We start from the raw sequence: 13,460 nt of genomic DNA on the forward strand, positions 1-13,460 counted from the left end.
TTAAATTCACCATTTACAACTGAATGGTGAATTTAATTTTTTATAGTACCAAATCTATAAAACTTAATAAAATTACGATAAACTTGATACAACATGTAACTTTTTTTGAATTGAGACGACAAATTATTGAAATGGAGGTGGGATGGGTGCAACAATCCATTTTCCATCGGTTATACGATATGTATCATCACGATGTTTTTAATTTTTTGTTTTATATTGTGAAAAACCGCACAGCTGCTGAAGATCTTTCTCATGAAGTTTATATAAGAGTATTGAATGCCTATGACCGCTTTGAAGGGAAAAGCAGCGAAAAAACCTGGCTATTTTCCATTGCGAAAAATGTTGCAATTGATTACTTCCGAAAAAAGCAGGTTCGGGATAAACATGCATTTACCGCATTTGATTGGGAGACAGAGCAGCTCGTATCACATAGCCCATCACCAGAACAGTTTGTAGAGTTAAGTGATCAGCTGAGGCAATTACTAGAAGCGCTAGAGCAATGTACAGGCGATCAAAAAATGGTCATTATTATGCGCTTTATGCAAGAATTGTCGATTCAGGAGACTGCCGAAATTTTAGGGTGGACTCAAGGGAAAGTAAAAACAACGCAGCACCGGGCATTAAAAAATTTACGTTTAATATTGGAGCAGCAAAATGGAAAGGGGGGCGATTCATTATGAACAAGGAGCAATGGGATGATGAGAATTTAGAAAACCTTTTCAAACAAGCGCCGAAAGTAAATGATCATCGAACGAAAGATGAAGTACTACAGCGTTTAATCGATGAAGGCGCATTTGATGAAAAACCGCCTCAATTACAAAAAGTAGCACAAAAAAGAATTCGCTGGACACCATTAATCGCCTCGATTGCGTCATTATTTATTTTAGTATTAATTGGTTCACAATTTATAGGGAACAACTCGATTTCGATGGAAAACAGTGCGCGTGATGAAGCAGAAATGAAATCAACTAGTGACGCTATGGAAGCAAAAATGGCTGACCAATCCGAGGAATCTTCATTGATGACGACGCGTGCTTTTGTAAATGCGACGACACAACAAACACTTGTATACGAATCGCAATTAGAAGGTGTTACATTATTTGAAATGGGCTTATCAGATGGTACAGAAAGTATTCCAGTAAGTTTTTTAATCCCAAATGAGATCGTTTTAAATAAAGTAGGCACAGATCATCCAACGAATTTGCAATTATATGAAACATTTGCATCGAAAATAGATGAAACAGCTTTAGGCTTTAGTGAGTATCACCCATTTATAGGAACATTTCGTGAACAAGAGGACGGAATAATTCATACATTACCAGATGGACATAATTATGATGCAAGTTCAGCAAACATTTCAAATTATACCGGAGCATTAATCAATACGTTTGGAGATGCTTATAAGGAAGTACAGTTTGAAAATGAACATGGTGAACCTTTATTATTCAATCATTTGGGTAATTTGACAGAGCTAATTCAATTACAAGGTGAACAAAGACAATACAATTATTTTGTCTATCAAAAACAAGATGGCTCATATTATTTAAGCCCAAATTTCCATACGAGCTTTTCAACAGTTGAAGAAGCATTAAACAATATGGGAGTTGAATCCAATGATCTATATCAATCAGCCATTTTACCTGATGTGGCATTTAATACAGAAGTAAAAGATAATATTGTAACGATTACATTCGATCAGCCGCTCGATTTAGAACAATTTGAGCCAACAGCAGCGATGCGTATGATAGAAGGAATGCTATTAACGGCAGCAAGTTTCGATAAACAAATTAAATTTGAACATATTGTTCAAGATAATTGGAGTGGTTTTGACTTCACAAAGCCTTTAGAGAAGCCAATAGCAGCGAATATCGTTTTATACAACTTTTAACTTGATTCAGCAGGGGTTCAATCCCCGGCTGAATTGTGGAACGAAGGCTAAAAGCGTCACGTCCTGTGCCAACGCCTTCGTAATCAACTTCGTGTTGACCTAATGCCCTTGACGGATGTCAAAGATTTTTTAGAGGAATTTTTCAAGCGTGCTTGAAAATAATCTGGATGTAATTCCGCCGGGTCGTAATGTATCTAATCAAATAACTTTACTCGGAATTGTAAGCAAAGGTCTTTACAATTCCGTTTTTTATTTTATAATAGTAATTGTAGTAAAGTTATTCGTACTTTACGAACAAATTTCATATTGATTCATCTTCGGGGCAGGGTGTAATTCCCGACCGGCGGTAATAAAAGTGTCAACTTCTGACCATTTAATTGGAGAACGTTGCGTCAAAGCTTTTTCAGCCCGCGAGCCACAATTTGTGTGCAGGATTTGGTGAGATTCCAAAGCCGACAGTATAGTCTGGATGGGAGAAGATGAAGGTACGGTCGTCATTTTATGAAAATGTCGCTTGTTCGTAGTGCCAATTTTTCCTTATGCAAATAGTGGGATACTTTTTGCATAGACGAAATCGGTCTCATACTACAACAATGCGAATAGACCCTTTATTTAAGTGTGCCTATTTCTCCCTTATGCTTGTTTGTGCATAAGGGTTTTTTCATGGAATGAAGAGAATCGTCCTTTCTTCTTGCGAGACTGAATCAGCAAAGAGGAGAGATTGCAAATGCAAAAAAGAAGTTTAAAATTACGCTCGTTCGTAACGATTGCGATGCTTAGTGGGGTATCATTCGTATTGATGTTATTAAATTTCCCGCTGCCATGGTTCCCGGTGTTTTTACAAATCGATTTCAGTGATGTGCCAGCATTAATTGCGGCTATTACAATGGGGCCGGTTGCCGGTATTATGGTCGAGCTTGTAAAAAACGTACTAGATTGGATTTATACAGGAGCGCCAGAGGGTATACCTGTAGGTCATATGGCGAACTTTGCGACAGGTGTATTATTCATTTTACCAGCGTACTTCATTTATAAAAAATTCCCTTCAGTAAAAGGGTTAATGTCAGGTCTAGTTGTTTCGACAGTAGTAATGTCACTAGGTATGGCGGTATTAAACTATGTAGCATTTTTACCACTTTACACGTATTTACTAGGCTTTGAATATAATATGTATGAAACTGTTGTCTTAGGGATTTTACCGTTTAACATTGTCAAAGGTGTGATGATGTTAGTTGTGGTAACGATGCTCTATCGTACAATGCGTGTGTGGATTGAAAATCAACGTAAACAATATTCACTTTAAATAATTTATGGCAAGCTATAGAGATGCAGTGTTTTGCTGTATTCTATAGCTTTTTGTATTTTTTATTACATAAAAGGGGGATAATATTATAGTATACGCGGTTAAGAATAACTATTCGCTATTGTATTCAACGTAATAGCCTGTTATCATAATGACTATTGTTTTAAAAATCAATATATTTCGTTTATTAGACAACGTAGAAAACATCATGGGAGCGAATGAAATGGAGAAAAAAATACCATTTTCAACATACGCAGTGATCGGAACGATGCTGTTCGGTATGTTTTTTGGGGCGGGTAATTTAATTTTCCCAATCCAAATGGGGCAGTTAGCTGGGACAAACTATTGGTTTGCGCTAACAGGCTTTTTAGTAACGGCGATAGGGTTACCGTTTTTAGGAATATTGGCGATTGGTTTATCGGGTAGTAGTGGGCTACGTGATTTAGGGAGTAAGGTTCATCCGATTTTTGGGCTAGTCTTTGCCTTGGCGTTATATTTAACAATTGGGCCGTTCTTTGCGATTCCGCGTACTGCAACTGTACCGTTTGTAGTAGGGTTTGAGCCGTTTATTGATCCGGCACAAACGAAAATTTGGCTAGCAGTATTTAGTTTTGTGTTCTTTGCTATTGTGTTTTATTTTTCGCTAAATCCGGCGAAAATTATGGACATTATCGGAAAATATTTAACGCCAGCATTTTTAATTTTCCTATTTATTTTAATTGGTATCAGTTTATTTTCACCTATGGGTAGTTTTGTTGAGCCTACGGGTAGCTATATAAACGAAGCGTTTATGACGGGCTTTAAAGAGGGTTACAATACTATGGATGCCCTTGCGTCACTGGCATTTGGGATTATTGTTATCAATGCGATTAAACGGACTGGTATTACAGATAAAAAAGAAATTGCAAAAGCAACGTGGAAGTCAGGAATTTTTGCGATGGCATTAATGATGCTTATTTATGGGCTAATTGCTTATATGGGTGCATCTAGTGTGACATTGATTGGTACGTTTGATAATGGCGGACAAATTTTCGCTGCAGTAGCGGATCATTATTTTGGTTCTTATGGGGCGATTTTATTAGCGGTTATTATTGTGCTAGCATGTTTAAAGACGAGCATCGGGCTAATTACATCTTGTAGTGAGTTTTTCCATGAGGTGTTCCCGAAAATTAGCTATAAAGTATTTGTAATTGTACTATGTGTGGTGTCATTTACAATTGCGAACTTTGGATTAACAAACATTATTACATATGCAATTCCGGTATTATTGTTCTTATATCCATTAGCGATTGTGTTGATTATTTTAGCGTTAGCAGGGCCATTATTTCACTATAAACAGCCGATATTTGCGGTTGCGATGTTATTTACCTTCTTTATTAGTATAATTGATGGTTATAATGCATTAGTGGTGAGTGTGCCTACATTTGAAGTTAGCTTTTTAACGAAATTAGCGAGTGTCTATGCGGATATGTTACCGCTATATTCAATTGGTTTAGGGTGGATTGTACCTGCTGTTATGGGCGCGGTTATCGGCTATATTATTTCACTTATAAAAAAATAAAATGAAGGGGCTGCGCGAAAAGTAAATACTTTTCGCGAAGTGCTTCGTTCGTGTATTAATTATCCGCTGCAGGCGGTGCTTCTGTGGTGGTCGAAATAAGATTTCCACCATCCTCGGCGCAAAGGGGTGTCCCAGAATCACTTCTCGGACACCCCTTTTCTGTATTAAAAAGCCACCCGAAATAATTCGGGTGGCTAAAATTGTTAATGTACGTCGCGTTTTTGGAAGTTACCACCTTTAACTTCAACAACTTCGTAAACCGTTACGAAAGCATTTGGGTCGATTTCACGGATAATTGTCTTCATTTTGCTTTCTTCCATACGGTTAATAACACATGTAATTTCTTTGAATTCTTGGTTTGAATACGCACCTTGTACGGTTGCAAAAGTTGCACTACGGCCTAAACGGTCACGAATTGTTTCGACCATATTGTTTGGCTCGCTTGTAATGATTTTGAAAGTTTTCGATCCACTTAATCCTTCTTCAACAATGTGGATGACTTTAGAAGCGATAAAGTAGGCGATTGCTGAAAGTAACGCCCCTGTAAATCCAAATACTGTAGAGACGATTATGAAAACGAAGAAGTTTAAAAATAGAATTAAATCACTTGTTCCAAATGGTAACTTACGAGAAAGTAATACGGCTAACATATCAAGCCCATCTAAAGCACCACCATTACGAAGTGCAAGACCCATTCCTAAGCCTAAAATGATACCCCCGACAACTGTAATAAGTAATGCATCGCCAGTGATGATTGTAGGCACGTGATGCATTAACATTGTACCCGCTGATAATGAAGCGATCCCGATGACAGAATTAATTGCAAAGCTTTTTCCGATTTGCTTATAGCCTAGGTAAATGAATGGAATGTTAAGTACAGCAATTAGTATCCCTAGTGATACGGGGGTTAGTTGTGATATTACGATACTAATTCCTGTAACTCCTCCATCGGATACATTATTTGGAATTAATACCGCCTCTAAACCGTAAGCGGCTATTAACCCTCCGATAATAATGAATAGCTTTTGTGCGATTGATTTTGTAATATTTTTCTTAGCCATAAATCTCCTCCTAATAAACTACTGCTAATAATTATACATGAATAGTGACTTGAATGCTTTTTGTCGCGCTGAATAATGTGAATTCTCGATTAAAAAATAGAAAACTTGTAAATTATTCTTAGTGATTAGATGCATTTTGAAATAAATGATTTGGATGATCTATGATTTTCTTATTTCGATTAAAGAACTGTACATTTTTAATATTATCTTATATGATATTCCTTCGATAAACTAAAAAGGAAATAATTTAAAGTGAAAAGAGGTGTCCAGAGTGACTGAAGAGAAAACGTTGCAAAATGCAACTTGGAAACGTGATATTACATTATTTTTAAGTAGCCAAACGATTTCGCTGTTTGGTTCTTCGCTTGTGCAATATGCGATGATGTGGTATATCACGCTGTCGACACAATCCGGTATGATGATGACGATTTATATTATTTGTGGTTTTATCCCGACATTTATACTTTCACCTGTAGCGGGAGTATGGGCGGACCGCTTTAATCGTAAAAAGTTGATTGTTTATGCGGATGGTATGATTGCGGTATCGACACTTATTTTAGCGATGTTATTTTTAATGGGATATCAATCGATCTGGTTATTATTCGTCATGGCAGCGATACGGGCGCTTGGCACAGGTATTCAAACACCTGCTGTAGGTGCGATTTTGCCGCAAATTGTACCGGAAGAACATTTGATGCGCATTAATGGTATCAACGGTTCGATTCAAGCGATTATCATGTTTGTTTCGCCGATGGTTAGTGCTGCGTTGTTATCTCTGACTACAATGGAAGTGATATTCTTTGTTGACGTAATTACGGCTGCAATTGCGATTATTGTGTTAGTAACATTATTGAAAATTCCTTTGCATAAAAAGGCGGCGAGTAATGAGCAAGTGGGTTACTTACAAGACTTTAAGTTAGGGATTGACTATATTCATAAGCATCCATTTTTAAAAAGCTTCTTCGTTTTTTTTGCGCTGCTATTTGTCATGATGGCCCCCGCAGCGTTTTTAACCCCGCTACAGGTGACACGAACGTTTGGCGACGATATTTGGCGTTTAACGGCTATTGAAATTGCCTTTTCGGTCGGAATGATGATTGGTGGAGCGGTTATTGCGACATGGGGAGGATTTAATAATCGTGTGTATACAATGATGTTTGCTGGAATTGTCATGAGTATATGTACGATTTTGTTGGGTGTGTTACCGATCTTTACGTTGTACTTAGTTGCAATGGGTATATTCGGTTTATCAATGCCGATTTTCAACACACCAACGATGACGATTATACAGGAAAAAGTTGATCCAGATTATTTAGGTCGTGTATTTGGTGTGTTTGGAATGATTTCAACGTCAATGATGCCGTTGGGAATGTTAGTATTTGGGCCATTAGCGGATGTTGTTTCTGTTGAGCAACTACTAATTTGGACAGGTGTGGCAATGTTCGTTGTTACGGTTTGTATTAAATTAAGCAAGGCGTTAATTGAAGCGGGGAAACCGTCGATTAAAACGGAATAAAAAATAGGGAAAGCCATTTACTACATGAATTTATGTAGTAAATGGCTTTTTTGTATAGAAACCTTACATAAAAAGACTGGATACTTCCGAAAAACATTCGAAAAGTTAGATGAAATCCATCTAAAAAACATATGTTAGTTTTTATGACATAGAATTGACAATGTATCTAACGTTGGTGTAAAGTTAGAAACAAGAAAGGGAGGCGAGCTGATGAGTCGGGAGTTTCGAAGAGCAATGCCGTTATTGCCAATAAGCATGGTTATGCAATTAACAGAATTAACGGCTAGACAAATTCGCTACTACGAAGAACACGAGCTAATCGTCCCTGCCAGATCAGAAGGGAACAGGAGGATGTTTTCCTTAGATGATATCGATGCGTTACTAGAAATTAGAGAATTACTAGAACAAGGCATTAATATGGCAGGCATTAAAAAGGTGTTTGCGATGCGAAATAATAATTATGTTAGAAGTACTGACACGGTACTAATGTCAGATGCAGAATTACGGTCCATATTACGTGAAGAAATGCAACAGGCGCAGGCGTCAAAAAAAACTTCGCTACGACAAGGTGACTTATCGCGTTTCTTTCAATATAAAAATGAGCAGTAACCATTAAAAAGGAGAGTGTTGAAGTATGACAAATCCAGTGGTAAATGGAACAAGAAAGTTAACTAAAGAGGATATCAAAAAAATCGTTGTGGACAAAAATGTTAAGTTTATTCGTCTTCAATTCACAGATATATTAGGTACAATCAAAAACGTTGAAATTCCAGTAAGCCAATTAGAAAAAGCATTAGATAATAAAATGATGTTTGATGGTTCATCAATTGAGGGCTTCGTACGTATCGAAGAATCTGACATGTACTTACGCCCAGACTTAGATACTTTCATGATTTTCCCGTGGACAGCTGAAAAAGGTAAAGTAGCACGCTTGATTTGTGATATCGCTCGTCCAGATGGTACACCATTTGAAGGAGACCCTCGTTCGAACTTAAAACGTATGTTAAAAGAAATGGAGGCCCTAGGTTTCACAGGCTTCAACTTAGGACCAGAGCCGGAATTCTTCTTATTCAAATTAGATGAAAAAGGGGAACCAACTTTAGAGTTAAATGATGACGGTGGATACTTCGATTTAGCGCCAACAGACTTAGGTGAAAACTGCCGTCGTGATATCGTATTAGAGCTTGAAGAAATGGGCTTTGAAATCGAGGCATCTCACCACGAGGTAGCTCCTGGTCAGCACGAAATTGATTTCAAATATGCAAACGCGATAGAAGCATGTGATAACATCCAAACATTTAAATTAGTTGTAAAAACAATTGCACGTAAACACGGACTACATGCGACATTCATGCCAAAACCATTATTCGGTGTAAACGGTTCAGGAATGCACTTCAACTTATCTTTATTCCAAGGTGACAAAAACGCATTCTGGGATGAAGGTGCGGATTTACAATTATCAAAAACAGCGAGACATTTCATGGCGGGCGTATTGAATCACGTACAAGGTTTCACTGCGGTAACAAACCCAACAGTAAATTCTTACAAGCGTTTAGTACCAGGATATGAAGCACCTTGCTACGTGGCATGGTCTGCGCAAAATCGTTCACCATTAATTCGTATTCCAGCTTCACGAGGATTATCAACTCGTATTGAATTACGTTCAGTTGACCCATCTGCAAACCCGTACTTAGCAATGGCTGTAATTTTAGCAGCGGGCTTAGATGGCGTGAAAAACGAAATCGAACCACCAGCACCAGTTGACCGCAACATCTACGTGATGAACGCAGAAGAACGTGCAATAAATGGGATTGATAGCTTACCAGGCTCTTTAGACGCAGCGTTAGCAACATTAGCAAAAGACCAAATAATCATTGATGCTTTAGGTGACCACATCTATGCAAACTTTAAGGAAGCGAAAGAAGTAGAATTCGATATGTTTCGCACAACCGTTACACAGTGGGAACGCGACCAATATATGAAGATGTACTAATAAAAAGCGTTGGAGCTACTGGCTCCAACGCTTTTTTTAACTTATTTCATTTCCGCATGTTTATGCGGAATATGAGTATACGTATTAATGGTAGTAGTAGCAGAGTAATGCCAGGGTCTCTGACAAAAATACAGATATGGTTGATATTAATTGATCTAATCGTTCAGTTGTATTAATCGAAAAAATTTAATTTCAGCCGTTTGAAAAGGTTCTCATCACATAATACATCCTCTAGTCAGTAGTCAAAGAAACGGAGATTGTTTTTTCGCTAGTGAATTGAAGCAAATTGTGTAATATCGTAAGGAGAAAACATCTAAGTCTTTTTAGCTTTTCTTTGTTTGTAAGCAATATAAGTGGTTTTTAAAGATGCGTAACTTCCAATAGCGGCATATCCATAAAACCAGCCCATAAATAAGCCAGCAAGTAAATTACCTCTATGGCTAATGAAAATAGAGATAAGTAAACCGATAATTAAAGCTATTGTCGGAATCCATACAGGCTTAATATGGAGTATCTTTTTTAACATTTGAGTAAGAATCATTACAACTGGGATAGCTATTACGGCATCCCAAAAATTTGTATGTATTGTTGGGAATAATTCCATAGTACACCTCATTACAAAGTACTTTTGTTATATTTTCAACTAATATCAATGCTTTTATACGTTTTAAATGAAATTCAGTCGTAACATAACCAAAATGTACCTTAAATAAAGTAAAATTCCTTTAAATACTTTTACTGTACAATGTGTCAAAATTTAATATTTCTTTAACACGAAAGCGAACGAAATCCTTCTGGAATAGCAAATGGATTTCGGTTTTTACATCAACTGTTAAAGGCGCATCACATATATTGATACAGAATCTTCACAACTGTTACACAATGGGAACGTGACCAAAATATGAAGATGACTTAATAAAAAATCGTTGGAGCGCCTGCTCCAACGATTTTTTTTAACTTATTTCATTGCTTTGACTCAATATGGTTACAAGCGTTTTAGAAAGTTCTTCAGGAGGATATGGTTTTGTAAAGTATTTATCTACTTTATACTTATCAACATATTCTCTAGTTTCATCTAATGCAGATGAAACAAGGATCGGGATATTTTTTGTTTCGTCTCGTTCTTTTAGTTGAGCGATTAAGTCCCAACCATTAATATCATCTCCAAGCATTAAGTCAATGATGATTGCGACAAGTGGTGTTTGAAGGGCTTCTTCAAAGGCTCTTTTAGGATTATCGTGGTAAATAACCGTGAATCCTTTACTTTTTAATTCTTCTGATAAAAGTAAGGCTAAACTTAAATCGTCTTCGATTATCATAACATTTAAACCGGTTTGAATATCAAAGTCATTTTCTTCAAAGCTAGTATTTAACGTGTTTTTTTGATTGAGCGGTAAGTTAAAGATTACGGTAGTACCATTACCTTCTTCTGATTCTAACCAAATGTCCCCGCCATGTTTTTTTATAATTTCTCTACTAATAGATAGTCCTAACCCGGTTCCACCAATTTTTCGTCTGGACGTATTGTCAATACGTTTAAATTTTTGGAACAGTTTTGGAATTTCGAGTTTAGGAATCCCTATTCCTTGATCTTTAATGCTAATTTGTAGCATATGATTGATATTTTCAAGCGTAATTGTTACATCTCCACCAGCAGGAGAGAATTTAATAGCATTACCTATCAAGTTAATAAATAATTGTACAAGTCTTTCTTGATCGCCAAGAATGTTGACGTATTTTGCCTTGTCAATTAAATGGACGTGATGCTTTTGCTCGTGACGGAAACGGTTAACGATGTCTATCGCCAATTCATCTACCGACAGTTGCTGCATCGTATATTGTTGCTTACCGGATTCCATTCTTTGTAAATCTAAGAAATCGTTAATTAAATTAGTTAGGCGAACGGCTTCTTTATGAATTGTTTCAATATATTTTTTTTGTCGCTCTGGTTTTACTTCTTTTGCTAATAAAAGCTCTGTAAACCCAAGAACACTAGATAATGGCGTACGCAACTCATGGCTGACAGTGCTTACTAACTCAGATTTCATTTGATCGATTTCGTATTCTTTTGTAATATCACGATGAACGAACATTGTGCCCATTTTTTCGTCATCTTTATAAACGCACGTTGCGTAGACCTCAATAAATAGCTGTGTGTTTTGAGAAATCGAATAACGGAAAGTTCGTGTATCAGTAAAATCCTCGACAATGGACTCAGTGAAAAACTGTGCTAATTCATCAGGCTGATCACAAATTTCTTGGAGATGCTTCAATGACACATGCTGGGAATCATTTTCATCGTTGTGCGAATCGATAATTGTAGACAGTGCCTTATTATTTAATACGACTTCACCTGCAACTGAAACGAGTTGAATCCCTTCGTTTACCGTATCAATAATATTTTGGTTAAGCTGTCTTGAACGTTCAACTTCTTCATACATATGGATACGTTCAAAAGCAATGGACACGCGATTCATTAAGCCATTTAATTCTACTAGTTCTTGCTTCGTAAATGGATAGCCTTCACGTGTTGCCATTAAGACAGCGACAAGTTGCCCCTCTGAATTAAAAATAGATGAGTAAAGGTCATAGCAACAATAGTGGCTTTGTGCGATTTCTTGAGCATTTACTGGAATTTCACGTGTGATGATAAAGGATTTTTCTTCTTGTAATCGGACTTGCTTATCGATATTAAAATTGCTAACAAGCTGTTCGGCTGTTTGCTCTGATAATCCTTTTGAAACATAAATATGGCTATCGATAAAATACAAAATACTTGTATCAAAGCTATAAATATCTGTTAAGTAGTTATGCAAGTTTTTTAATAACTGCTCTTTATCTAGCGTGAATGTTAGAACATGATTTAATTCGTTATATTTTTGCAATTGATCAAGTGAACGCTGTAATTGCTCTTGATTTCCTTGCAGTTCATCTTGCTGTGCGACTAGCTCTTCATTTTGAGTAGTGAGAACCTCTTCTTTTTCTTGAATCGAGAGGGTCATTTTATAAAAAGAATTTGCTAATATTCCGAGCTCGTCCTCTTTTTTTACAAGATCCCCAAGATCAATAAATCGCCCAGAAGCCAATTCATTTGTGGCATCTGTTAACTGTTCAATTGGCTGAATTAAATTGAAGAGTACTCTGCGCATAATAATAGCGACAAATAATACAATGAGTATGCCTAATAAAATCGAGATTAGTGTAAATTGCTGTGCTTTCTTTACTGCTGTTGAATACAGGTTGTTTAAATTTACTTTTGTGTTCTTATCATATGTATTCGTATAAGAAATAAATTGATTAATGAGATCATTAGCACCGTCATTTGATAATTTTCGTAATGATTCATAGTCATTGTCATCTACGTAGCTTAATGCATTCGGAAGGATAACGGCTTGATAATTTTCATTAAATTTTACTAATTCTCCATATAACTTTTTTTCCTCATCAGTTAAGTGAAGCATTGAAAATTGATTTAAATAGCTTTCAAACGCCGCGATATTTTCGTTCATTAATTCTAGTTCTTGGGGATTTTGAAACGCATAATACCCTCTAGCTCTAAAAATAATTCCGTTATATGATTTGGCTAAGCCATCGACAATTTGTGCTTTTTCACTAACTGATTCAATTTCTTCTTTTAATTGATCATTTGTTGATTTCACATAAAGAACAAAAATAATCATAATGACTGAAAAAATGATTACTAAAGTTACGAGCATTTTAATAAATTGATTGCGAATATTTTTTTCGAGCAATGGAAAAGAATTAGACATCTAATAATTCCTCCACTAAGCTCAACAATTCAATCGGGCTAAATGGTTTGGAAACGAAAAAGTTTGCCCCTTTTTCTAATGCAATTTGACGATCTGACTCTTGCGCTTTCGCAGTAAGCATTAAAATTGGGGTGTTTTCTTTCACCTGTGCTGGAATGCGTTCAATGACTTCAAGTCCTGTCAAGTTAGGCATCATATAATCTAAGATGACGAGATCGTAAGGTTGTTGATTGATTTTATTGAGCGCATCTAATCCGTCCTCGGCTTCGTCAATTTCAAATCCTAAATCTTCTAACGTATCACAAATAAGCATTCTTAAAATCTCTTCATCATCTGCTACTAGTATTTTCTTCATATCGTTACCTCTT

11 protein-coding genes and 1 riboswitch are annotated in these 13,460 nt (G+C 36.4%); of the genes, 7 read left to right on the plus strand and 4 right to left on the minus strand.

Going from position 1 to position 13,460, the window contains the following annotated elements; translation table 11 throughout:
* The first annotated feature begins 146 nt into the window (after positions 1–146).
* From sigX to brnQ, 4 genes are all read left to right on the plus strand, one after another.
* Positions 147–680, plus strand: a complete 534-nt coding sequence (sigX, locus tag LZ480_RS04630; protein ID WP_241368204.1) for an RNA polymerase sigma factor SigX — start codon at positions 147–149, stop codon at positions 678–680.
* Positions 677–1,888 (plus strand): hypothetical protein, encoded by a 1,212-nt coding sequence (locus LZ480_RS04635; protein ID WP_241368205.1) that lies wholly within the window; start codon positions 677–679, stop codon positions 1,886–1,888. Before sigX ends, LZ480_RS04635 begins: the two co-directional genes overlap by 4 nt.
* Positions 1,889–2,197: 309 nt before the next feature.
* A riboswitch (FMN riboswitch) is annotated at positions 2,198–2,373 on the plus strand.
* Between the two features lie 242 nt (positions 2,374–2,615).
* Complete coding sequence (locus LZ480_RS04640; protein WP_241368206.1) at positions 2,616–3,191, plus strand: ECF transporter S component; 576 nt, start codon at positions 2,616–2,618, stop codon at positions 3,189–3,191.
* A 223-nt stretch (positions 3,192–3,414) separates the two neighbouring features.
* A complete protein-coding gene (brnQ, locus tag LZ480_RS04645; RefSeq protein WP_241368207.1) occupies positions 3,415–4,752 on the plus strand; it encodes a branched-chain amino acid transport system II carrier protein in 1,338 nt (445 codons plus the stop codon).
* Positions 4,753–4,955: 203 nt separating this feature from the next.
* Here brnQ and LZ480_RS04650 read toward each other — a convergent pair whose 3' ends face one another.
* Entirely contained in the window at positions 4,956–5,813 is an 858-nt protein-coding gene (locus LZ480_RS04650) for a YitT family protein (RefSeq protein WP_241368208.1), read from the minus strand.
* Between the two features lie 271 nt (positions 5,814–6,084).
* Here LZ480_RS04650 and LZ480_RS04655 point away from each other — a divergent pair, with 271 nt between their 5' ends.
* The 3 genes from LZ480_RS04655 (at position 6,085) to glnA (ending at position 9,322) form a co-directional block, all read left to right on the plus strand.
* The gene (locus tag LZ480_RS04655; protein ID WP_241368209.1) at positions 6,085–7,329 is read left to right on the plus strand and encodes an MFS transporter; all 1,245 of its coding nucleotides are present in this window, start codon (positions 6,085–6,087) and stop codon (positions 7,327–7,329) included.
* Between the two features lie 210 nt (positions 7,330–7,539).
* Entirely contained in the window at positions 7,540–7,938 is a 399-nt protein-coding gene (locus LZ480_RS04660) for a MerR family transcriptional regulator (protein WP_241368210.1), read from the plus strand.
* A 25-nt stretch (positions 7,939–7,963) separates the two neighbouring features.
* Positions 7,964–9,322, plus strand: a complete 1,359-nt coding sequence (glnA, locus tag LZ480_RS04665; RefSeq protein ID WP_241368211.1) for a type I glutamate--ammonia ligase — start codon at positions 7,964–7,966, stop codon at positions 9,320–9,322.
* 313 nt (positions 9,323–9,635) lie between these two features.
* Here the strand turns inward: glnA and LZ480_RS04670 are convergent, their stop codons facing one another.
* The 3 genes from LZ480_RS04670 to LZ480_RS04680 all read right to left on the minus strand — a co-directional run bounded on the left by LZ480_RS04670 (position 9,636) and on the right by LZ480_RS04680 (position 13,447).
* Complete coding sequence (locus tag LZ480_RS04670; protein WP_241368212.1) at positions 9,636–9,926, minus strand: hypothetical protein; 291 nt, start codon at positions 9,924–9,926, stop codon at positions 9,636–9,638.
* A 349-nt stretch (positions 9,927–10,275) separates the two neighbouring features.
* Positions 10,276–13,092: an ATP-binding protein gene (locus tag LZ480_RS04675; RefSeq protein ID WP_241368213.1), complete on the minus strand. Its 2,817-nt coding sequence runs from the start codon at positions 13,090–13,092 to the stop codon at positions 10,276–10,278.
* Positions 13,085–13,447 carry a response regulator transcription factor gene (locus LZ480_RS04680; protein ID WP_241368214.1) on the minus strand — a complete coding sequence of 121 codons (363 nt, stop codon included), beginning with the start codon at positions 13,445–13,447 and terminating at the stop codon, positions 13,085–13,087. The genes LZ480_RS04675 and LZ480_RS04680 overlap by 8 nt, the downstream gene beginning before the upstream one ends.
* Positions 13,448–13,460 lie beyond the last annotated feature (13 nt).

Origin of the sequence: Solibacillus palustris (assembly GCF_022549215.1) — a bacterium.
GTDB classification, from domain to species: Bacteria; Bacillota; Bacilli; order Bacillales_A; family Planococcaceae; genus Solibacillus; species Solibacillus daqui.